The sequence below is a fragment of the Variovorax sp. MHTC-1 genome, from assembly GCF_003984645.1.
Classification (GTDB): Bacteria; Pseudomonadota; Gammaproteobacteria; order Burkholderiales; family Burkholderiaceae_C; genus Variovorax.
The window spans coordinates 1-20,520 of sequence record NZ_RWKI01000016.1; the positions used below are offsets into that span (position 1 = coordinate 1).

The following is a 20,520-nucleotide window of genomic DNA, read 5'->3' on the forward strand; positions in this document are numbered from 1 at the left end:
CCGTGCTCGCGGCGGCCTGCAGCTACCTCAGCCGAAATCGCGCCGGCGCCAAAGCGTCCTCGGGCAGGAGGACGCGTTGTGAGTGAGGCTCCATCGCGGATGCGAACTTGTGCTCGAGGGGGCGCAGAGTTGTAATTCGAATACTTCGATTTCACTTTCCCAGCGTCGGCCTGGGAGATGGCAGCGAACAAGTTGTAGCGGGCGCCCTTCGTCGCTTTGGTTGGCCAGGGCCGTTCTTTGGAGCAGATCAACTCTTCGGACACCCAGCCATGCGCCTCTTCAACAACCTGAGAACAAGAATGCAGGTGCTGTCGACTCAGGGACGCCAGGTCGGAGCCGCCATCAGCGGACTGTTCGACCTCACGCTCCACCACCAGACCCGATCGGCCCGGACCGATCATCCCAATCCGCTCAACCGCTACGGAAAGAAGTGCTTCTCCCAGACCGATGAGGATGGCCTCACCCTCGAGATCCTGAAGCGAATCGACTGCCTGAAGAAAGGCGTCTACATCGAGTTCGGTGTCGGCGACGGGACGGAGAACAACACGCTGATCCTGGCTTCGCTGGGCTGGAAAGGCTTCTGGGTCGGCGGCGACACTCTCAGGATCAGCATTGACCCGAACAGTGACCGGTTCGCCTACCTCCGCGACTGGATCACGCTGGACAACATCCTGCCGCTGGTGCAGCAAGGGCTGAGCAGGATTTCGTCGACCCATATCGACGTCATCTCGCTCGACCTGGACGGCAACGACATCTACTTTGCCGAGAAACTGTTGGCCAGCGGGCTCGAGCCGAAGCTGTTCATCGTCGAATACAACGGCAAGTTCCCGCCGCCCGTGGAGTTCCAGATCGTCTATGACGCGAAGCACAGCTGGAAAGGCGATGACTACTTCGGCGCTTCACTGACCAGCTTCGCCAAACTGTTCGAACGATTCGGCTATCGGCTGGTGTGCTGCAACTCCCATTCGGGCGCCAATGCCTTCTTCGTTCATGGCGCCTATTCCGCCGCGTTCGCTGACGTGCCGGCCGATATCGAGAAGATCTACGTCGGCCCCCGCTACTTTCCGTACAGGAAATTCGGGCACCCCCAGTCGGTCAGGACCATCGAGCAGATCCTCGGCAGCCACCCTGCGCAGCTGGCCGCGCCGGATGTCGGCTGAGCTCGTCACGCGTCGTGAGGCACGTCCTGCGGCATCCCAACCGCGCGCAGCACCTGCATCGGCCCTATTGCGTGGACGCGGTCCAGCGCCTCTTGCGAACGCAGGAACAATGAGCCGGCGAAGCCGATCCCGTTCACGGGAATCGATTCGAAGCATGCGCGCGAACGCGGCACGACGAGCATCCAGCCTCGGCGAACCAGCAGGTTGTAAGGCGCCGATTGCAGCTCGCCCTCTTCGCCGGCGATGGCTGAAATGCCGCACCGGTGAAGCAACTCGCGATAGAGGGCATGCAGCTCGGGCGCCGTCGCTTGCGGCGCCAGACGTGCGAACGCATGCCTGAACGGCAGCAGCGAGCCGCTGCCGAGCACCCGCTCCATCGGTACTTCGTCCGGGCTCTCGTCTGCGAGCGGAAGCGGCACAAGCTGCAGGTGCTTGTGCCGCTGGCTGGCCCCGGCTTCGACGCCCCCGTTGTAAAAGCCGAGTCCATCGACTTCGCTCAGGCAAGCGATGAGCGCCGCGAAATCCTCGACGCTAAGGAGGCACTCCTGGCGTTCGAAGCGGCGCGTGACGAGCAGCACATGGCCGGCGAGCAGTTGGAACTTGTTCAGCAGGACGTAGTGCGAGGGCGCGAGGTCGGCTACGAACAGAGAACGGTCGTAGTCGCCGAGTGGATCCGCGGCCGCCGCGGCATGGCGCGCCTTGTCCTTGCGCGCGAGGCTCGACACCGTGCGCAAGACGAACCGGACGCCATCGCTGTCGAGGAGAACGGCTTGAGTCTCGATCGGCTGCAGTGCACCGTCTGCCAGGGCGCGCAGCATTGCATGTTGGACGATGGACAGCGAAAACACGCGGTCATTCTCGACCCGGGTCGGGCCTAACGCCAGTCTTCGGCCCTTCGAAGCGGCACCTGTATTTCGGCTGCGCGCGCCCTCAGCTGGCCGCACCCGCCGTCGACGTCCTGGCCGGCCGAATAGCGCAGCTTCGTCAGAATGCCCCGCTGGTGCAGCGTGCGAGCCATCTGCTCGCAACGCTCCCACGACGGGCGGTCGAACGCCACGCCATCCACCGCGTTGAACGGGATCATGTTCAGCACGCCGTACTTACCCGAGAGCAGTCTGACGATGCCTTCGATCTCCTCTTCCCCGTCGTTCACACCTTCCAGCAGCGTCCACTGGTACTGGATCGGGTAGCCGGTGGTTCTTGCATAGCGTTCGCAGGCGGCGACCAGCTCCTCGGGACTCATGTGCGGAGCGCGCGGAAGGAGTCTTCTGCGCAGCTCAACCTTGGTGGTATGCAATGAGAGTGCCAGCGCCGGTCTGACGCGCTGCTGGTGCAGTCTCTCGAATGCGCGAGGGTCGCCCACGGTGGAGAACACCAGATTCTTGTGGCCGATGTTGCCCACCGTGCCGAGCAGGTCGATCGCCTCCATCACGTTGTCCAGGTTATGGGCCGGTTCGCCCATGCCCATGAACACCACCTTGCGTACCGGCCTGCGTACGCGCGCGAGGGCGACCTGGGCAATGATCTCGGCGCTTCCCAGTTGGCGCAGCAATCCGTCGCGGCCCGTCATGCAGAACCGGCATCCGACGGCGCACCCGACCTGCGACGAGACGCACAGGCCGTCCCGAGGCAGCAACACGCTCTCCACGGTCTGACCATCCGCGAGGGCGACGAGCAACCGCTCGGAACCATCGGCGCCGGGGTGGACCGCATGGATGCGCGCCAGCCCCGCAAGCTCAGCTTCGATGGACGGCAGGGCAGCCAGCAGCGACGACGGAAAGAAGCTCTCTGGTCGACGCTTGCCGCTGTTTCGGGGTAGCGCATGGGACCACAGCCGCAAGATCCGGTGCTCGTGGCTCGGGCCCGCTCCGGCTTCGCGCAGCCGCCGTTTCAGTTCGGGAATTCGCATGCACTGCCCGGCGCAAATGGACTCCTGGACACGTCAGTGGTCCAGTCGCGCTGGCGCGCAAACGTACAGAGTGATGGTCGACATGCGACGGATTGTGCAACGTCGGCGCGAGTCGCTGGGAGGCGGTCGTCAGCCCGTGATGCCGCGCTTGCGCGCACGGTAGGCAAGTTGGGGACGCGTGACGCCCAGCATGCGCGCCGCCGCGGAGAGGTTTCCTCCGCATTGTTCCAGCGCACGGCGTATCAGCGTTTCTTCCACTTGTCCCAATGAACCGGAGCCGACGTGGTCCGGCACGGCGTGACTCGCAGGCCTGGCCTGCGGAGGCGCGGCGTCGGCAGCGCCCGCGCCAGCCAAGTGGCCATCCGGTCGTACCGACAGCACGTTCTTATCCAGCGTCTCGCCGCTCGTGAACAGGTGGTGGACTTCGAGCAGGCCGCCCTCGGGCGCGACGATCAGAGCGCGCTCGATCAGGTTTTGCAGTTCGCGGATGTTGCCGGGGTAGTCGTAGTTCAGAAGCGCCTTGACGGCGGCTTGCGTGAAGCCGGCGACCTGCCGGCCGTGCTTGCGGCCGTAGTGCTGCAGGAAATGGCTCATCAAGAGAGGCACGTCATCGCGCCGCTCGCGCAGCGGCGGCAGGTGAATGGGAAAGACATTGAGCCGGAAGAACAGGTCGTCGCGGAACTTGCCCTCGCGCACGGCCTGGCGCAGATCGACGTTGGTGGCCGCGATGACGCGCGTGTCCACCTGTACGCTGCGCGTGCCGCCCACGCGCTCGACTTCGCCCTCCTGCAGGGTGCGCAGCAGCTTGCCCTGGGCCGCGTAGCTCAGCGTGCCGATCTCGTCCAGGAACAGTGTGCCGCCGTGGGCGCGCTCGAAGCGTCCCGGCCGCGCTGCGCCGGCGCCGGTGTAGGCGCCGCGTTCCACGCCGAACAGCTCCGACTCGATCAGCGTCTCCGGAATGGCGGCGCAATTCACTGCGATGAAGGGCTTGTCGCGCCGCGGGCTGATGTTGTGCAGCATGCTGGCGAACTTTTCCTTGCCGACGCCGGACTCACCGGTGAAAAGCACAGTGGCGGTGGTCGGCGCCACGCGATGCAACAGGTGGCAGGCCGCGTTGAAGGCCGATGACGCGCCAACCATCGCGTCGCTCTTGCGCGGCGACGTGGGCAACTCCGCGGCTTGCGGCGCTGCGCCGCCGCACCGAGACACTCCGACGAAGTCGCGCGCGCGCAGGTAGCGCATGTCTTCTTCCACATCGTCCCAGCGCTCCGCCGATTTGCCGATCACGCGGCATTGGCTCTCGCCCATCGAGCGGCAGGCGACCTCGCGGAACACCACCAGCCGCCCGAACAGCGTGCTGACGTAGCCGGTGGCATAGCCCACCTGCATCCAGCAGGCCGGCGAGCCGCCGATGCCGTAGGCCGCGATGTGTTCGTCGTCTTCGCTCGAGTGGTGCCAGAGGAATTCGCCCTCGTAGTCCGAGGTCTCGGGGTCGTAGCGCGCGTGCACCAGCTCGACCTTCACCAGGCCTTCCAGGGCATGCAGGCGGGTGCCGGCCATGGCGGCCGCGGCCGGCTCCGCCTCGGGCCAATGCTCGCGCACCAGCTGCGCGTCGCGCGCGCCGCTGACATAGCCCGCGCGCGTGAACAGGCCGCGGGCCTTCTCCTGGCCCAGGCTGTCGATCAGCTCGCGCCGCAGAGAGCCCAGCGCCTCGGTGTGCAGAAGCACCATGCGCTGATCCTGCAGCCAGATGCGGCCGTCACCGGGCGAAAAGAACAGGCATTCGCTGATGTCGGCAATCGTCGGGTGTTCTTCGCTGCCCACATGCGATGCCTCGAAGCGGCTCATCGCACGCGCCACTTCGGCACCGTCGAACCGGCCCAGCGCAGCGCCGGTGGCGCGCGCCACGTCGGCCAGCGAGATCCGCTCCGGGACCGGCGAGGCAGTGAGTTTGGTCAATTCCGAGCTCATCGATTGGTGAAACGAGCGGCCGATTTTTGATCATTTGATGAAGGCGCCGATCAGGGTAAACCAGTTATTCACGATAACTATCAAGGGATCCGGGAATTCCCCTAATCCCCAATGAAAACCGGCCTCGCGCATGGCGTCGTGCCACCCCGCCGCGGCGCCGCTGGTACGCCCGTTGCGAAAAGAAGGCACTGCCGCGGGCATTTCCGCCCGCGGCCGGCCGATCAACTTTTACGCAAGGGGTGAGTCATGGGTGTTTCGGAGAAGCTGGCGTTCCTGGATGCGGCGGCCTGGGCCGGCAAGGTGTTCAATGGCGGGTGGATCGCGTCCGCAGGCGGTGTGCGCGACGTCGTCGAACCGGCCACGGGCCAGGTGATGGCGGCCGTCGGCATCGCCGACGCGCAGGATGTGGCACTGGCCACGGCCGCCGCGGCGCGCGCGCAGAAAAGCTGGGCGCAGGTCGCGCCGCGCGAGAAGGCCGCGGTGTTCCAACGGGCCGCGGCGTTGTTCCAGCAGCACTTCGACGAGCTGGCGCTTTACGTCGCCCGGGAGACTGGCGCCATCCTGCCCAAGGGACAGCACGAGGTGCGCGAGGCAATCACCCTGTGCCATCTGGCGGCGGCGATGCCACTGCAGGCACAAGGCCAGATCCTGCCGAGCGCGAGCGGCACCACCAGCCTGGCGCGGCGCGTGCCGCGTGGCGTGGTGGGCGTGATCTCGCCCTTCAACTTTCCACTCATCCTCACCATTCGCGCCGTGGCGCCGGCCCTCGCGGCCGGCAACGGCGTGGTGATCAAGCCCGACTCGCGCACGCCGGTGAGCGGCGGCTTCATGATCGCCCGCGTGTTCGAAGAGGCTGGCTTGCCCGGCGGCCTGCTGCAGGTGCTGCCCGGCGACGCCGCCGCCGGCGAAGCCCTGGTGACCGATGCGCAGGTGCCGATGATCGCTTTCACCGGCTCGCCCGCCGTGGGCCGGCGCATCGGCGAACTGGCCGGGCGTCATCTGAAGAAGGTGACGCTGGAGCTGGGCGGCGCCAACTCGCTGATCATCCTGGAAGACGCCGACCTCGACGTGGCCGCGAGCAATGCGGCCTGGGGTGCCTATCTGCACCAGGGGCAGATCTGCATGGCGACCAATCGCATCATCGTGCACGAGAGCATCGCCGCCGACTTGACGCAGCGTCTTGTCGCGAAGGCCCAGCACCTGCCGGTGGGCGACGGCGCCAGCGGCCAGGTGGCCCTGGGCCCGCTGATCGACGCCAAGCAGCGCGACCGCGTGCACGCCATCGTGCAGGACAGCATCGCCGCCGGCGCGCAGTTGCTGGCCGGCGGCAGCAGCGACGGCCTGTTCTACAAACCCACGGTGCTGGCGGGCGTGAAGGCCGGCATGCGCGCGTATGACGAAGAAGTGTTTGGCCCCGTCGCCAACATCATCACCTTCAAGAGCGACGAGGAGGCCGTGGCCCTGGCCAACAACCACCAGGGCAGCCTGGCCTCGGCGGTGATCTCGCCATCGATCGGACGGGCCATGGCGATCGCCGCGCAGTTGAACTCCGGCATGGTTCACATCAACGACCAGACCGTCAACGACGAGTGCGTCAACCCCTTCGGCGGCCCCGGCATCGCCGGCAACGGCAGCAGCGTGGGCGGCCCGGCCGACTGGGAGGAATACACCCAGTGGCAGTGGTTGACCATCAAGCAGGCGCCGCATCCCTATCCGTTCTGAGTGCCATCGACTGAACCCCCGAGGAGACATTTCATGCAGCTTCAAGGAAAAACCATCGTCGTCACTGGCGTGTCGTCGGGCATCGGCGCCGAGGTCGTGCGCGTCGCGCGCTTTGCCGGCGCCCGCATCATCGGCATCGACCGCAACGACCCCAGCCTCACGCTCGACGGTTTCGTCAAGGCCGACTTGGGTTCTGTCGCCGCCATCGATGCCGCCGTGGCGCAATTGCCCGAGCGCTTCGACGCACTGTGCAACATCGCCGGCGTGCCCGGCACGGCGCCGGTCAAGCTGGTCGCCGACATCAACTACCTGGGGCTGCGCCATCTGACCGAACAGGCGCTGCCACGCATCCCGCGTGGCGGTTCCATCGTCAACGTGGCCTCCATCCTCGGCGCCGAATGGCCGCAGCGATTGGAGCCGCACAAGGCCCTGGCCGCCGCGCAAGGCTTCGAGGCCGGCGCCCACTGGCTGCGCGACCACCCCGTGCCGCAGGAGAGCTGCTACCAGTACTTCAAGGAAGCGCTGATCGTCTGGAGTGCCACGCAGTCGCAGAAATGGTTTCTGGAACACGGCGTGCGCATGAACTGCGTCGCGCCGGGTCCGGTGTTCACGCCGATCCTGGGCGATTTCGTGAGCATGCTCGGCCAGGAGCGGGTGCAGGCCGATGCGCACCGCATGCTGCGCCCCGGCTTCGCCGACGAGATCGCGCCGGTGATCGCGTGGCTGTGCAGTGACCAGGCGCGCTGGATCAGCGGCGCCACCATCCCGGTCGACGGCGGGCTGGCATCGACCTACATCTGACCTGCAATGACCCACCCTTCCATCCCCACCGTGCTCGACACGGCGCCTCTCGACCCGGCGCTGGCCGGCTTTCTGGCGCAAGCCGCCGCCCAAGGCAATCCGCCGCTGGAGTCGCTGCCGCCGCCGGTGGCGCGCCAGATCTACCGCGACCTGGCCGCCGGCCTGGGGCTGCCGGCGCCGGCCATCGCGTCGGCGAACGACCGCGTCATCGACGGACCCTGCAGCCGGTTGACGCTGCGCATCTACCAGCCCGACGCCCAGGGGCCGCTTCCCTTGCTGCTCTACGTGCACGGTGGCGGCTTCGTGATCGGCGACCTCGAAACCCACGACAAGGTTTGCCGCACCTTGTGCCATGACGTGGCCGCCGTGGTGGTGGCGGTGGACTACCGGCTGGCGCCCGAGCATCTTTTTCCAGCGGCGGCGGACGACGTGGCCTGTGCGCTGCGCTGGGTGGCCGCGCACGCGCACGAGCTCGGCGCCGATCCGTCGCGCATCGCGCTGGCCGGCGACAGCGCGGGCGCGCAGCTCGCCGCCGTGGCGGCGCTGCGTGCAGCCGGCGCGATCGCGCCGCGTGCGCTGGGCCTCGTCTATCCCGTCGCCCAGCACTACAGCGAGCCGAGCCCTTCGATGGTCGAGAACGGCGAGGGCAAGTTCCTCACCACCGGCGTCATGCAATGGTTTGTCGACTGCTACCTCGGCGGGCGCCAAGCGCTGGCGCGGCATTCCGATTTCGCCTTGTTGCATTCGCAGGCACTGGACACGCTGCCGCCCACCTGGCTGGCCACCATGGGCCACGATCCGCTGCGTGACGAAGGCCATGCGCTGGCGCTGCGCATCGCGCAGGCGGGCGTGCCGACCGAACACCGCCACTACCCCGGTGCCATCCACGCCTGCATTCACTTCACCGCGGTATCGACGCTGGGCACCCAGGTGATGGCCGACCTGGCGGCGTGGCTGCGCACGCAACTGTCGCCCCGCTCCCACCCCGGTCACTGAAGGAGACTGTCATGCCATCCATTGGCTGGCGGCCTTCGTCCTACTCGGACGGTCGCGTGGCCGTCAGGCCCGTGGGCGGGCCGTCGATCGCGGTCCACCCGCCATCCACCGACAGCGAACTGCCCGTGATGTAGCTGGCCGCGTCGGATGCGAGAAAGGCCACCGCCGAACCCACCTCCGACGGCTGCCCCCAGCGATTGAATACCGTGTGGGCCGCGTAGGTGTCGTAGATGGCCGGACGCTCCTTGAGCGGAGCGGTCAGCCGGGTCTCGATGATGCTGGGCATGACCGCGTTGACGCGCACGCCGTAGCTTCCAACCTCGGACGCGAAGCCCTTGACCATCTGCGCGATGCCGGCCTTTGTGGCTGCATAGATTCCAAGGCCGGGTTCGATCGTCACCGCCCGCATCGACGAGCACAGGATGAGGCTGCCGCTTCCCTGCTTCATCATCGGCGTGCCGAAGCGACGCATGAAATGGAAGGCGCCCTTCAGGTTCAGGTTCACGACCTGGTCGAACTCCTCGTCCGTGTAGTCGACGATGAGCTTGCGGATGTTGAGCGCCGGCGTTGCGACCGCGACATCGATGCGTCCGCGCGCCGCCAGCGTGTGCGCGGCCAGGGCGGCGATGTCCGCGCCACTCGCTGCGTCGGTGCTGCGCCATTCGGCGGAGCCCGTGCCCGATTGCGCGATCTGCTCGGCCGTTGCCTGCGCGCCATCGGCATCGCGGTCCGCGCACACCACGTGCGCGCCCATCGCGCCCAGTGCATGTGCCGAGGCTTGGCCGATGCCCGAGGCCGCGCCCAGCACCACGGCCGTCCTACCGGTGAGATCGAAGAGTTGGCGGTAGTTCTGCATGTTTGTTCTCCGTGGACAGGAAGTGTGACGCCAGTCTTTGCGGCTGCCGAGGCCGCGCGTGCGCGCAGCGCGATGTCACGGTTTGAAGAAGGAGGTCGGCACCATCAGCTTCGTCTCCTGGGACACGAGATAGGCGGCTTGCGCGCTCTTCTCGAGATAACTCGCCCAGGCAGGGTCGCGCTGCATCGCCGCGCGCTTGCCGGCGCGATCCGCCGCATCTGCGAAGACCCAGATGTGCGTGTAGCTGTTGACGTTGCCGGTTTCGGTCTGCAGATAGGCGAGCGGTTCGCCGAGGTGGCGGCGCTGGGTGTCGAAGCCGTGCTCGGCATACAGCGCGAGATGGCGCTTCAGCGTGCCGGGGCGGCAGGTGTAGGTACGTACGTCGTAGAGCATGTGTTCTCGGTTTTCTTGCGGATTCTGGAGGGTTCTCTCATTCAGTCCACGGTCGCGCCTGAGCGTTCGACCATTGCGCCCCAGCGCTTCACTTCCTGCGCGACGAAGGGCTGGAAGACTTCGTGACTGTCGCCGATGGCATCGGCGCCGAGTTCCTTCAGGCGCGCCTGCACGGCCGGGTCGGCTACCGCCTGCGCGATCGATGCGGACAGCTTGGCCACCACCGGCGCCGGCGTGCCGGCTGGCGCGAAGAGGCCGAACCACGAGCGTGCGTCCATCTGCGGGTAGCCGGCTTCGGCGAAGGTCGGTACCTCTGGCAGGCTGGCGCGGCGGGCCTTGCCGGTCACCGCCAGCGGCCGCAGCTTGCCGGCCTGCACTTGCGTCAGCACCTCGGGCAGATTGGCGAACATCGCCTGCACCTGGCCGCCGATCAGGTCGGTCTGCGCCAGCGCGCCGCCCTTGTAGGGCACGTGCAGCATGCGGGCGCCGACCAGGGTGTTGAATTGCTCGCCCGCGAGGTGCGCCGCCGTGCCGGTGCCGCCGGAGGCGAAGTTGAGCTTGTCGCCCTGCCCCTTCGCGAAGGCCGCGAATTCTGGCGCGCTGCGCGCCGGCACGCCGGGATTCACCACCAGCACCAGCGGCACCGATGCCAGGTTCGACAGCGCGGCAAAGTCCTTCGTCAGGCTGTAGTCGAGCTTGCGGTAGAGCGTCGCGTTGATCGCGTGGCTCGAGGTCGCCATCAGGATCGTGTAGCCGTCGGGCGTGGCACGAGCCACGGCGATGGCGCCGATGTTCCCGTTGGCTCCGGACTTGTTGTCGATCACGACGGGCTGGCCCAGCTGGTCCGACATCTTCTGTCCCACCACGCGGGCGATCACGTCGGTGGCGCCGCCGGCAGCGAAGGGCACCACGATCCGGATCGGGCGCGCCGGGAAATCGGCCGGGCCCTGTGCATGGGCCTGCATCAGCGTGCATGCGCCCAGTGCCGCCAGGGCCGAGGCCCGCAGCAGTTTGTTCATGTCTGTCTCCTGTTGGTAAAGAAAGGTCGGTCAGGACGCGGCGCGCAGCGCCTTCTCGCGCAGCTCGCTCAGGGTGGCGCGCGGCGTCAGGATCTCGGGCTCGATCGCGAGCTCGATGAGCGCGCCGCCAGCGGCGAGGGCGCGCTGCAGCGCGGGCGCGAAGTCCTCGCTGCGCTCCACCCGCTCGGCATGCAGGCCGAAGGATTGCGCGTAGAGCACGAAATCGGGATTGCACAGGTCGGTGCCGATGGGCCGGCCCGGATAGTTCACTTCCTGGTGCATGCGGATGGTGCCGTACATGCCGTTGTTGAAGACGATGAAGACGATCGCCAGCGCATGGCGCTTGACGGTCGCGAGCTCCTGCGAAGTCATCAGGAAGCAGCCGTCGCCGGCCAGGCAGATCACCTGCCGCGACGGATGCTGCAGCTTGGCCGCGATGGCCGCCGGCACGCCGTAGCCCATCGCGCCGCTGGTGGGCGCAAGCTGGGTGTGCGGTCGCGAGAACGGGTAATAGCGGTGCGCCCAGGCGCTGTAGTTCCCGGCGCCGTTGGTGAGGATCGCGTCGGGCTCGAGCGTGTCGCGCAGGGTTTGGATGACGCGGGCGGGGTCGAGCTTCGCCCGGCGCGTCGAGGGCGCGATATAGCGCTCGTAGTTTCCGCGCAGTTGTGCGAGCCAAGCGCCCCGCGGTGCCGGGTCGACCGGCGGCATCGCAGCTGCGGCCTGCGCGAAGGGGGCCACGCTGCTCAGGATCTTGAGAGCCGGCTGGTACACGCGCCCGAGCTCTTCGGCGCAGGGCAGCACGTGCACCAGCCGCTGGCGCGGTACCGGTACTTCGAGCAGCGCGTAGCCGCTGGTGACGATCTCGCCCAATCGCGTGCCCGCGGCGATCAGCAGGTCGGCTTCGCGCACCGCCTTGGCGAGCTCGGGATTGACGCCGATGCCGAGCTCGCCGACATACTGCGGATGGCGGTTGTCGAAGAGGTCCTGCCGTCGAAACGCGCAGGCCGCGGGCAGGCCGTTCTGCACGGCGAAGCGCTCGATCGCGTCGCGGCCCGGCGCGCTCCAGCCCGGTCCGCCGAGCAGCAGCAGCGGCCGTTGCGCCGCGGCAAGGTGGTCGCGCAGACGAAGCATCGCCGCGGGCTCGGGATGCGCTTGCGGCACTTCCACGCGCGGTGCCGCGGCGGGAAAGGCGGAGTCGGTCAGCATGTCCTCGGGCAGCGCCAGCACCACCGGACCGGGGCGCCCGGACATCGCCACCGAATAGGCACGCGCCATGAGTTCGGGCACGCGCGCAACGTCGTCGATCTGCGCCACCCACTTCACGAAAGGGCCGAACATGCGCCGGTAGTCGATCTCCTGGAAGGCTTCACGCTCGATCATGTCGCGCCCGACCTGGCCGATCAGCAGGATCATGGGCGTGGAATCCTGAAAGGCGGTGTGCACGCCGATGCTCGCGTTGGTGGCACCCGGCCCACGCGTGACCATGCAGATGCCGGGCCGGCCGGTGAGCTTGCCGTGGGCCTCGGCCATGAAGGCGGCGGCGCCTTCGTGGCGGCAGGCCACCACGCGCACGGCATCCTGCTGCGCATGGAGCGCGTTCAGCACGTCGAGGTAACTCTCGCCCGGCACGCAGAACACGGTGTCTGTGCCCTGCGCAAGAAGCGCATCGACGATCAGCTGGCCGCCGGTACGGAGCTTGGGGGAATCGTTCATCGTCAGCCATCGGACCGCCATCGCGGCGGCGGAGTTGAAGAGAGATGAACTTTAGGCGGCCGGGCGCCTTAGGCGGTAGGACGATTGCGAGCTCGTCTTGTACTTTTCGACCGGCCGGACTAGGGGCCAGCTAGCGGAATGTGCCGTAGCGCTTCTTGAACTCGCCGGGTGTCAGCTGCGTGCGCTTCTTGAAGAAGCGGCTGAAGTAGGCATGGTCTTCGAAGTGAAGGTGGAAAGCAATCTCGGCGACTCCCATGTCGGTGTTGCACAGCAGCCGCTTGGCCTCGAGCACGAGGCGCTCGTGAACCAGTTCGCCTGCGGTCTTGCCGAGCGTGCGCTTGACGGCATCGTTGAGCTGGCGCTCCGTGACATGCAGCCGTTCTGCATAGTCGCGCAGCGGACCGAAGTCGAGGTAGTGCTGGTCGATCAGGAGCTTGAAGCGCTTGGTCAGCGAGTAGCTTTGGGGGGAGGCGCCGTCGGCGGCACGTGCCGGATAGAGCCGCCGCAAACGGGTCAGCAGCACGAGCAGGTAGGAGCGCACGATGTCCAGGCGCGCCTCCGCCCGGCCAAGCATTTCCTTTTCCATCTCCAGCAGCAGCGGCAGCAGTTCGTCGTGCTGGGCCTGATCGAGGTAGAGCACGGGCGCGTCGGAGGCGATGTGGAAGAAGGGGTACTGCGCAATGTCGTCGGAGCGCGGAAACATCTGCACGAAGAACTCGGTGCTGAAGTTGATGACGAAACCCTTCGGCCGCACGGCAGAGGCCCAGGCGTGCAGCTGGCCGGGCGAGACGAAGAACACCGTGTTGGCGCGCGCATCGAAGGTCTCGAAGTCGAGCAGGTGCGTGCCCGCCGCTTCGCTCATCCACAGCAGGTGATAGTAGTTGTGACGGTGCGGGAAGCCGCGAGGGATGTCCGGACGGTCCTCGAGCCGTACGAGATCGAAATGGAATGCACCTGCTTCACCGCTGAAGTCTGAGCTGTCGAAGACCGGGAAATCGGCAGTAGCCGTGGTGTGCGCGAGGGAGCTTGCCATGGATGATCGATTCACCTCATCTGGGACCATCGTTCGACCACCACTGCTGCAAGCGACGCAGCAGCTGAACCGGACGCTTGTCCGCTCGGACGCGGCGCAGGTGCTCGCGATAGAGCGCGCGCTGGGTGGTCAGTGCTGCCCGGAGAGCGCCGAGGTTGTCTTCTGTGTACAGCCAGACGCCTTGAAGCACGAAGTTGCCGGGCTTGCTCGGATCCGGCTTCGGTCGAGCATGAACGTTTGTCGCACCGATGCTCCTTAGCAGCTCGATCCGTGCGGCCGCGACCATCATGCCGTCGCCGTACATCTCTATTTCCCGGGTCAACGTAAAGTGCACGCTCTGTATGCTCGGGAAGCGCTCGGCCAGGAACATGGTGACCTCGACCAGCAAGAGCGGGCCGAAGTTGCGCTGCTCGGTTTTGACAGACGGCGAAGGCAGAAAGCGACTGATGCGAACTTCCGACCTGTCGGCGCTTACTTCGACCGGGTCCACCGAGCCGAGAAGGCGACCTCGATCACGGGCGACGATGGGCTTGCCCAGTTCGTAGCTCGACAGGTCCGGCCCCGCGAGGTGCAGTTTCTCAAAGCTCAAGGTTCATCAGGGGGTCGATTCCCAGCCATCAGCGGCCGAATGCCCGGCCAGCGGTGGCACATTCTCGCCGCAGCGGGGTTCGCGCGTTTCGCCGAACAACGAGGACAACGCGCCTTGCTTCAGCGATATGGCTTGCAGGGACGGGCCGCCCTGCTGCGGCTCAAGCCACCGGCGGCAGGCGATCCAGCAGCTTGTCGAGCGTGATCGGATAGTTCCGCACGCGAATGCCGGTCGCGTTGTAGACGGCATTGGCCACCGCAGCAGCGACGCCGCACATGCCGAGCTCGCCCACACCCTTGGCCTTCATCGGTGAAGAGATCGGGTCCGTCTCGTCCAGGAAGATCACGTCCTGGTGGGGAATATCCGCGTGTACCGGCACCTCGTAGCCCGCCAGGTCGTGGTTGACGAAGAAGCCATGCCGCTTGTCGAGTGACAGTTCCTCCATCAGCGCCCCGCCGACGCCCATCGTCATGGCGCCGATCACCTGGCTGCGGGCGGACTTGGGGTTCAGGATGCGCCCAGCGGCACACACGGCGAGCATGCGCCGGACCCGTATCTCGCCGGTCGCGGCGTCGACGCCGACCTCCACGAAGTGGGCGCCGAAAGTCGACTGCTGGTACTTCTTGTCGAGGTCGCCGTACTCGATGCCGTCCTCGGCAACCAGGCCGTTCGCGCCGGCGGCCTCGGCGAGCGGCACCGTGCGCTCGCCGGCGCGCACCATGCCGTCCGAGAACTCCGCGTCGCCCGATGCGATGCCGAGCTTGCTCGCCACGGCCTCGCGCAGCTTCATGCACGCCGCGTAGACACCCGAGGTCGAGTTGTTGGCACCCCACTGCCCGCCGGAGCCGGCCGAGACGGGAAACGCCGAATCGCCGAGGCGCACGAGCACCCTCTGCAGCGGCACGCCCATCGTTTCGGCAGCGGTCTGCGCGATGATGGTGTACGAGCCGGTGCCGATGTCGGTCATGTCGGTTTCCACGGTGACCATGCCACGGTTGTCCAGGCGAACGCGCGCGGCCGACTTTGTCAGCAGGTTGTTGCGGAAAGCCGCGGCGACCCCCATGCCCACAAGCCAGCGTCCGTCACGCTGCTGCCCCGGTCGTGCGTTGCGCCTGCTCCATTCGAAGCGTTCGGCCCCGGTGCGCAGGCATTCGATCAATCTGCGCTGGGAGTACGGGCGCTCCGGCTTCTCGGGATCGACCTGCGTGTCGTTCCGCACCCGAAACTCGACCGGGTCGAGACCCAGCTTTTCCGCCATTTCGTCCATGGCGATCTCCAGCGCCATCATGCCCGGCGCCTCGCCGGGCGCGCGCATGGCATTGCCTTCGGGCAAGTCCAGCACCGCCAGCCGCGTGGTCGTCAGGCGGTTCGCGCCGGCGTACAGGAGCCGGGTCTGGTTGACCGCGGTCTCCGCCTGCCCGCCCGGAAGGTCGCCGGACCAGCCCTCGTGGGCGATGGCGGTGATCTTGCCCTCCCGCGTGGCACCGATGCGGATGCGCTGGATGGTTGCCGGCCGGTGCGTGGTGTTGTTCATCATCAAGGGCCGCTGCAGTGCCACCTTCACGGGCCGGCGGACCGCTCGCGCACCCAGCGCGGCAAGCACCGCATCCGTGCGCACGAACAGCTTGCCGCCGAAGCCGCCGCCGATGAAGGGCGAGACCAGCCGGACATTGGCTTTGGGGATGCCGAGCGTCTTGGCCACGTCGCCGACGCCCCAGGCGATCATCTGGTTCGATGTCCAGATGGTGAGCTTCTCGCCCTTCCAGGCCGCGATCGACGCATGCGGCTCCATCATCGCGTGCGACTCGTCGGGCGTGGTGTAGGTCGCATCGAGCTGCACCGGGGCCGCGGCGTATGCGCCGGCGAAGTCGCCCGCCTTCGTTTCCGGCTCGCCAGAGAACGGGTTCGGTTTGGGCAGTTGCGCCGCCGCCATTTCGGCGCTCAGGTCGAAGCGGCCCGGCGAACGCGTGTAGTCGATGCGCACCAGCTGCGCCGCGGCGCGCGCCTGTTCGAAGGTATTGGCCACGACGAGCGCGACGGCCTGATGGTAGTGATCGATCTCGGGCCCGCCCAGGAGCTTGGCCGTGTTGAAGTCGCCCTTGCCGAGCTTGCCGGCATTGCGCGCCGTGACGACGGCCAGGACGCCCGGTGCCGCGCGGGCGGCACTCAGGTCCATCGAGGCGATGCGGCCTTTCGCGATGCCGGCGCCCACCACGTACCCGTAGGCGGCGTCGGGCGCTTCGGCGTTGCGTTCATAGGCGTAGCGGGCGGAGCCCGTGGTTTTCACCGGTCCATCGATCCGGTCGGTCGGCTTGCCGATGACCTTGAGCTGGTCGATCGGATTGGTCGTGGCGGGTGTGTCGAACTTCATGATCAGCTCCTCGCTTGCAGCAGGGCGGCGGCCAGCGTGCGCTCGGCCAATGGCAACTTGAATGCGTTCTCGTGGGACAGCTCTGCACCGGCCAGCAGCTGCGCCGTCACCGCCTTCGCGCCCTGCGGCAGCGCGGCCTCCGCAGCCTCGAGGCGCCACGGCTTGTGGGCCACGCCGCCCAGTGCCACCCGGCCCGAGCCGTCGCGCTGCACGATCGCCGCGACGGAAACAAGCGCAAAGGCATAGGAGGCGCGATCGCGGACCTTGCGGTAGATCTGCGTGCCGCCGACCGGCCGCGGGAGCGTGACGGCGGTGATCAGCTCGTCCCGCTCCAGCGCGGTCTCGATGTGCGGGGTGTCGCCGGGCAGGCGGTGGAAATCGGCAATCGGGATCACGCGCGTGCGTCCATCGGGGCGTACCGTCTCGACCGTCGCGTCGAGCACGCGCATCGCGACGGCCATGTCGCTCGGATGGGTTGCGATGCAGGCCTTGCTCGCGCCGATCACCGCTTGCTGGCGAGTGACACCGCCGATGGCGCTGCAACCGCTCCCAGGCTGGCGCTTGTTGCACGGCTGGTCCGTGTCGTAGAAGTAGGGGCAGCGCGTGCGTTGCAGCAAGTTGCCCGCCGTCGTCGCCTTGTTGCGCAGCTGGCCGGAGGCGCCCGCCAGCAGCGCGCGGGACAGCACGCCGTAGTCGCGTCGCACGCGTTCGTCGGCGGCCAGGTCGGTGTTGCGCACCAGGGCGCCAACGCGCAAGCCGCCCTCGGGCGCCGCTTCGATCTTGTCCAGGGCAAGACCGTTCACGTCGACCAGGTGCGTCGGCGCTTCGATCTGCAGCTTCATCAGGTCCAGCAGATTGGTGCCGCCGGCGATGAACTTCGCACCCGGGCTGCGGGCGACGGCCGCCGCAGCCTGCGCCGGAGAATGTGCACGCTCATAGGTAAACGGCTTCATGTTCTGCTCCCGGCCACTTCGGTGATGGCATCGACGATGTTGGAGTAGGCGCCGCAGCGGCAGATGTTGCCGCTCATGCGCTCGCGCAGCTCGTCGGCCGACAGGAGAGGTCGCGCGGTGAGATCCGTGCTCACGTGGCTCGGGACCCCCTGCTTGATTTCGTCGAGGACGGCGACCGCGGAGCAGATCTGGCCGGGCGTGCAGTAGCCGCACTGGTAGCCGTCATGCTTGACGAATGCGGCCTGCATCGGGTGCATGCGCTGCGGCGTGCCCAGTCCTTCGATGGTGGTGACCTGCGCGCCCTCGTGCATGACGGCGAGCGTCAGGCATGAATTGATCCGCCTTCCGTCGGCGATGACCGTACAGGCGCCGCACTGGCCGTGGTCGCAGCCTTTCTTGGTGCCGGTCAGGTTCAGGTGTTCGCGCAGCGCATCGAGCAAGGTCGTGCGCGTATCGAGCTCGAGCGAACGGGCTTGGCCGTTGACGTTCAGCGATAGCTTCGCACGGGGTATTGCCGCCGCCGAGGGCACAGGCTGCGCTGCCGCGGCAGGCGCAGAAGACGAAACCGCCGCGGCGGCGGCGGCGCCGGCGCCGGCAATGAGGGCGTCGCGTCGCGAGATCAAGGGGGTCGTGGGACTGTCCATGTCAGCTCCTGTCGTTCGAAGTTCGGGTACGTGGTGCCGGTTCGTTCGCCGTGGGCGAAGCTCGCCATTCTTCTAGAGCTCGTACGGGATCGATAGAACATTTCGCTTGTTTTCTTGCCTAATCCGATGATGTCGCAGCGTCCCGTGGGGCAAGTTCTGCCGTTCGGAGTAAGGTAGCGTTCAAGAGATTTTCTTGCGCGCATGACACTTCACGACGACATGGCACGACAGCGAAGCGCACCGCCCGCGACCCCGCATGAGCAGCTGGCTCGCACCATCATGCAATGGGCAATGGGAAAGGAAGATTGCGCGACCCCGATTCCGAATCTCACGTTCTTTCAGCGCAAAGTGCCGTCGGGGCCCTTCTTCTGCATGGTGGAGCCGTGCATCGTCCTCGTCGTTCAAGGTACCAAGCAGATGCTGATAGGCGGCCAAGCGTATCCCTACGACGCCTCACGCTTCCTAATTACATCGCTGGATCTGCCGGCCAGCTCGGAGGTGATCGTTGCCAGTCCCGACCGACCTTGCCTGGGTCTGACGTTGAAGATCGACCTCCGCATGCTGACCGAACTGATCGCGCAGGGCGGATTGCCGCTTCCCCGAGATCGCTCTGTCGGAAGAAGCGTAGGTATCGGCTCGGTCACGCCGGTCCTCTTGGAGTCTTTCAGGCGCCTGCTGGATCTGCTGAACGAGCCGGAAGCCATCCCGGTTCTCGGGCCTCTTGTCCAGCGAGAAATTCACTATCGCCTGTTGACGAGCGATCAGGCGCCTCTGCTGCGCCAGATCGCATCCGTGGACAACCAGGGTCATCGGATTGCAAAGGCCATCGACTGGCTGAAGGCGAACTACGCCACCCCGCTTCGTATCGAAGAACTCGCAGCCCGCATACAGATGAGTGCCCCAACCTTTCACCATCACTTTCGACAACTTACCGCGATGAGCCCACTGCAATACCAGAAATGGCTGCGGCTCAACGAAGCGAAACGGTTGATGCTGAACGAGCACCTGGACGCGGCGAGTGCGGCATTCCAGGTCGGCTATGAGAGCCCATCGCAGTTCAGCCGCGAGTATGGTCGCTTGTTCGGAGTGCCGCCCAAGCGCGATATCGCGGCATTGCGAAGCGAAACCAATGGCGCTGACGCGGCGTCAAGTTCCGCGCGCGGGCGCAATGCCGGGAGTCAGCCAGGTACACACGTCAGGGACGGCGCAGATTGAGCCGCGGTCCTGCAACTGTGCCGTTCTGAAGTTCGAGAACGAAGCGCATCTGCGGATCTCCGGCAAAAAGCTGGAGCTTCAGCCGCGCCATGATCTTGTCGCAGCTCAGATGGATGCCGGCCCACCTCGCCACCGCGTCGCGGACAGATAGCGAAGCCATCTCCAAAGTCAAGCCGCTACCGACCGCTTCCGAGTGGAGTCCGATCGCATTGCGACCGTCGGTACGCCCCTCCGTGTGGGCTTGCATGCCGGGCACGGCGAAGAGTCCATCGCCAAGCTGCACGTCACCAGAAAGCGCGGTGCGCCCCAGGAGAAGACGTGCCTGCTGCGTGAGGCCCTGGCTCCGGCCGCCATCGGCCTGGCGCAGCAGCGCCTCGACAAAGGACTGCAGCCGCAGCTTGCCGCGCTCGGAAACCCACGGGCTCAGCAAAGCGCCGCGCCGCTCGAACTCCACGCCCACAAGCGGCGCCGACGCAAACTGATAGAGATAGCTACGCCCGTTCGGGGCGTCGACATAGAGCCCGAGTCGACTCACGCCCATGCGTGAATCCGGCCCCACATGCTCGACAGTGGCGTCGTTGAAGTCGACCTCCCCGTGCCGTATCGGCACCGTCACCTCGGCGTCGAACAGCAAGTGCGCGTCCGTGATCTCTCCGCGAATCGTGCCGTCGGCTGTAGCGAGTGGACCGAAGCACCATCTGTCGGCGCCTGCGCCGCCTGTTGCAGTATCGGTAGGTGGCGCCACGCCGATTCGCCCCTGCAAGGCGTCATGCACCCTCTTGATCTGCGGCGACACGATCAAAGGGCCGAGCAGCTTCACGCCCGACAGCTCGGCCTTTGCCGCCTCGACGACGGACAGACGCGATGTGCCGGCCTCGGTCCGCACTTGCCCCAACAGGTTGTGCACGACGATATGGCCGATCTCCAGCACAAGCGGCCCTGCCGCAAGCCTGAGCGCCGTCGCTTCGAGCTTTCGGATGCCGACCTCGGTCACGCCCTCGTGATTGAGTCCCCACGTGAAGCCCTCGAGCGAGCAGCGATTGCTCGCGGCTTCGTCGGAAGGTCCGAGCGCCGAGCCGAGCAAGAGATCGACGATCGAAGCCGCGAGCGGGACGGTCATGGGGAAGCTTTGTACCAGACCGATGCGCCGCAGCACACCTTCTGCCCGACCCAAC

At 66.7% G+C, this 20,520-nt stretch carries 18 protein-coding genes; 5 read left to right on the forward strand and 13 right to left on the reverse strand.

All coding sequences use genetic code 11. The features are described 5' to 3' along the window. Window positions 1-299: 299 nt before the first annotated feature. Window positions 300-1,160 (forward strand): hypothetical protein, encoded by an 861-nt coding sequence (locus EJI01_RS21410; protein ID WP_185879001.1) that lies wholly within the window; start codon window positions 300-302, stop codon window positions 1,158-1,160. 5 nt (window positions 1,161-1,165) lie between these two features. Here the strand turns inward: EJI01_RS21410 and EJI01_RS21415 are convergent, their stop codons facing one another. The 3 genes from EJI01_RS21415 to EJI01_RS21425 form a co-directional block, all read right to left on the reverse strand. Further along, window positions 1,166-2,008 carry an ATP adenylyltransferase family protein gene (locus EJI01_RS21415; RefSeq protein WP_260602568.1) on the reverse strand — a complete coding sequence of 281 codons (843 nt, stop codon included), beginning with the start codon at window positions 2,006-2,008 and terminating at the stop codon, window positions 1,166-1,168. 26 nt (window positions 2,009-2,034) lie between these two features. Next, the gene (locus EJI01_RS21420; RefSeq protein ID WP_126839151.1) at window positions 2,035-3,069 is read right to left on the reverse strand and encodes an RNA methyltransferase; all 1,035 of its coding nucleotides are present in this window, start codon (window positions 3,067-3,069) and stop codon (window positions 2,035-2,037) included. 129 nt (window positions 3,070-3,198) lie between these two features. Beyond that, complete coding sequence (locus EJI01_RS21425; protein WP_409513975.1) at window positions 3,199-4,917, reverse strand: sigma 54-interacting transcriptional regulator; 1,719 nt, start codon at window positions 4,915-4,917, stop codon at window positions 3,199-3,201. Between the two features lie 369 nt (window positions 4,918-5,286). Between EJI01_RS21425 and EJI01_RS21430 the strand changes: the two genes are divergently transcribed. The 3 genes from EJI01_RS21430 to EJI01_RS21440 are packed head-to-tail and all read left to right on the forward strand — an operon-like array spanning window position 5,287 to window position 8,559. Beyond that, the gene (locus EJI01_RS21430; RefSeq protein WP_126839153.1) at window positions 5,287-6,762 is read left to right on the forward strand and encodes a benzaldehyde dehydrogenase; all 1,476 of its coding nucleotides are present in this window, start codon (window positions 5,287-5,289) and stop codon (window positions 6,760-6,762) included. Between the two features lie 33 nt (window positions 6,763-6,795). Next, window positions 6,796-7,563 carry a coniferyl-alcohol dehydrogenase gene (locus EJI01_RS21435; RefSeq protein WP_126839154.1) on the forward strand — a complete coding sequence of 256 codons (768 nt, stop codon included), beginning with the start codon at window positions 6,796-6,798 and terminating at the stop codon, window positions 7,561-7,563. Window positions 7,564-7,569: 6 nt separating this feature from the next. Then, window positions 7,570-8,559 carry an alpha/beta hydrolase gene (locus EJI01_RS21440; RefSeq protein ID WP_126839155.1) on the forward strand — a complete coding sequence of 330 codons (990 nt, stop codon included), beginning with the start codon at window positions 7,570-7,572 and terminating at the stop codon, window positions 8,557-8,559. 40 nt (window positions 8,560-8,599) lie between these two features. Here EJI01_RS21440 and EJI01_RS21445 read toward each other — a convergent pair whose 3' ends face one another. From EJI01_RS21445 to paoA, 9 genes are all read right to left on the reverse strand, one after another. Next, window positions 8,600-9,415, reverse strand: a complete 816-nt coding sequence (locus tag EJI01_RS21445; RefSeq protein ID WP_126839156.1) for an SDR family NAD(P)-dependent oxidoreductase — start codon at window positions 9,413-9,415, stop codon at window positions 8,600-8,602. A 75-nt stretch (window positions 9,416-9,490) separates the two neighbouring features. Then, complete coding sequence (locus tag EJI01_RS21450) at window positions 9,491-9,808, reverse strand: NIPSNAP family protein (RefSeq protein ID WP_126839157.1); 318 nt, start codon at window positions 9,806-9,808, stop codon at window positions 9,491-9,493. Between the two features lie 41 nt (window positions 9,809-9,849). Next, on the reverse strand, window positions 9,850-10,827 hold the full coding sequence (locus EJI01_RS21455; RefSeq protein WP_126839158.1) for a tripartite tricarboxylate transporter substrate binding protein: 978 nt from the start codon (window positions 10,825-10,827) through the stop codon (window positions 9,850-9,852). Window positions 10,828-10,857: 30 nt separating this feature from the next. Next, window positions 10,858-12,540: a thiamine pyrophosphate-binding protein gene (locus tag EJI01_RS21460; RefSeq protein ID WP_260602570.1), complete on the reverse strand. Its 1,683-nt coding sequence runs from the start codon at window positions 12,538-12,540 to the stop codon at window positions 10,858-10,860. 130 nt (window positions 12,541-12,670) lie between these two features. Beyond that, window positions 12,671-13,573 (reverse strand): helix-turn-helix domain-containing protein, encoded by a 903-nt coding sequence (locus EJI01_RS21465; RefSeq protein WP_126839160.1) that lies wholly within the window; start codon window positions 13,571-13,573, stop codon window positions 12,671-12,673. Between the two features lie 16 nt (window positions 13,574-13,589). Then, window positions 13,590-14,162: a hypothetical protein gene (locus tag EJI01_RS21470; protein ID WP_126839161.1), complete on the reverse strand. Its 573-nt coding sequence runs from the start codon at window positions 14,160-14,162 to the stop codon at window positions 13,590-13,592. Window positions 14,163-14,322: 160 nt separating this feature from the next. Next, window positions 14,323-16,533, reverse strand: coding sequence for an aldehyde oxidoreductase molybdenum-binding subunit PaoC (gene paoC, locus EJI01_RS21475; protein ID WP_126839162.1), 2,211 nt, complete (start codon window positions 16,531-16,533; stop codon window positions 14,323-14,325). Window positions 16,534-16,535: 2 nt separating this feature from the next. Beyond that, window positions 16,536-17,486 (reverse strand): FAD binding domain-containing protein, encoded by a 951-nt coding sequence (locus EJI01_RS21480; RefSeq protein ID WP_126839163.1) that lies wholly within the window; start codon window positions 17,484-17,486, stop codon window positions 16,536-16,538. Then, on the reverse strand, window positions 17,483-18,130 hold the full coding sequence (gene paoA, locus EJI01_RS21485; RefSeq protein ID WP_126839164.1) for an aldehyde dehydrogenase iron-sulfur subunit PaoA: 648 nt from the start codon (window positions 18,128-18,130) through the stop codon (window positions 17,483-17,485). The genes EJI01_RS21480 and paoA overlap by 4 nt, the downstream gene beginning before the upstream one ends. Before the next feature lie 201 nt (window positions 18,131-18,331). Between paoA and EJI01_RS21490 the strand changes: the two genes are divergently transcribed. Continuing rightward, window positions 18,332-19,345 carry an AraC family transcriptional regulator gene (locus EJI01_RS21490; protein WP_126839165.1) on the forward strand — a complete coding sequence of 338 codons (1,014 nt, stop codon included), beginning with the start codon at window positions 18,332-18,334 and terminating at the stop codon, window positions 19,343-19,345. Here EJI01_RS21490 and EJI01_RS21495 read toward each other — a convergent pair. Continuing rightward, a complete protein-coding gene (locus tag EJI01_RS21495; protein WP_126839166.1) occupies window positions 19,326-20,465 on the reverse strand; it encodes a hypothetical protein in 1,140 nt (379 codons plus the stop codon). The genes EJI01_RS21490 and EJI01_RS21495 overlap by 20 nt on opposite strands. Window positions 20,466-20,520: the final 55 nt, after the last annotated feature.

What these genes read in the sequence shown, in the direction of transcription:
- EJI01_RS21420 (WP_126839151.1), bottom strand. Translation starts at nt 3,069, where the DNA reads ATGCGAATTCCCGAACTGAAACGGCGGCTGCGCGAAGCCGGAGCGGGC.
- EJI01_RS21445 (WP_126839156.1), bottom strand. Translation starts at nt 9,415, where the DNA reads ATGCAGAACTACCGCCAACTCTTCGATCTCACCGGTAGGACGGCCGTG.
- EJI01_RS21480 (WP_126839163.1), bottom strand. Translation starts at nt 17,486, where the DNA reads ATGAAGCCGTTTACCTATGAGCGTGCACATTCTCCGGCGCAGGCTGCG.
- EJI01_RS21465 (WP_126839160.1), bottom strand. Translation starts at nt 13,573, where the DNA reads ATGGCAAGCTCCCTCGCGCACACCACGGCTACTGCCGATTTCCCGGTC.
- paoC (WP_126839162.1), bottom strand. Translation starts at nt 16,533, where the DNA reads ATGAAGTTCGACACACCCGCCACGACCAATCCGATCGACCAGCTCAAG.
- EJI01_RS21430 (WP_126839153.1), top strand. Translation starts at nt 5,287, where the DNA reads ATGGGTGTTTCGGAGAAGCTGGCGTTCCTGGATGCGGCGGCCTGGGCC.
- EJI01_RS21440 (WP_126839155.1), top strand. Translation starts at nt 7,570, where the DNA reads ATGACCCACCCTTCCATCCCCACCGTGCTCGACACGGCGCCTCTCGAC.
- EJI01_RS21495 (WP_126839166.1), bottom strand. Translation starts at nt 20,465, where the DNA reads ATGACCGTCCCGCTCGCGGCTTCGATCGTCGATCTCTTGCTCGGCTCG.
- EJI01_RS21450 (WP_126839157.1), bottom strand. Translation starts at nt 9,808, where the DNA reads ATGCTCTACGACGTACGTACCTACACCTGCCGCCCCGGCACGCTGAAG.
- EJI01_RS21435 (WP_126839154.1), top strand. Translation starts at nt 6,796, where the DNA reads ATGCAGCTTCAAGGAAAAACCATCGTCGTCACTGGCGTGTCGTCGGGC.
- EJI01_RS21425 (WP_409513975.1), bottom strand. Translation starts at nt 4,917, where the DNA reads ATGAGCCGCTTCGAGGCATCGCATGTGGGCAGCGAAGAACACCCGACG.
- EJI01_RS21460 (WP_260602570.1), bottom strand. Translation starts at nt 12,540, where the DNA reads ATGAACGATTCCCCCAAGCTCCGTACCGGCGGCCAGCTGATCGTCGAT.
- EJI01_RS21455 (WP_126839158.1), bottom strand. Translation starts at nt 10,827, where the DNA reads ATGAACAAACTGCTGCGGGCCTCGGCCCTGGCGGCACTGGGCGCATGC.
- EJI01_RS21490 (WP_126839165.1), top strand. Translation starts at nt 18,332, where the DNA reads ATGACACTTCACGACGACATGGCACGACAGCGAAGCGCACCGCCCGCG.
- EJI01_RS21410 (WP_185879001.1), top strand. Translation starts at nt 300, where the DNA reads ATGCAGGTGCTGTCGACTCAGGGACGCCAGGTCGGAGCCGCCATCAGC.
- paoA (WP_126839164.1), bottom strand. Translation starts at nt 18,130, where the DNA reads ATGGACAGTCCCACGACCCCCTTGATCTCGCGACGCGACGCCCTCATT.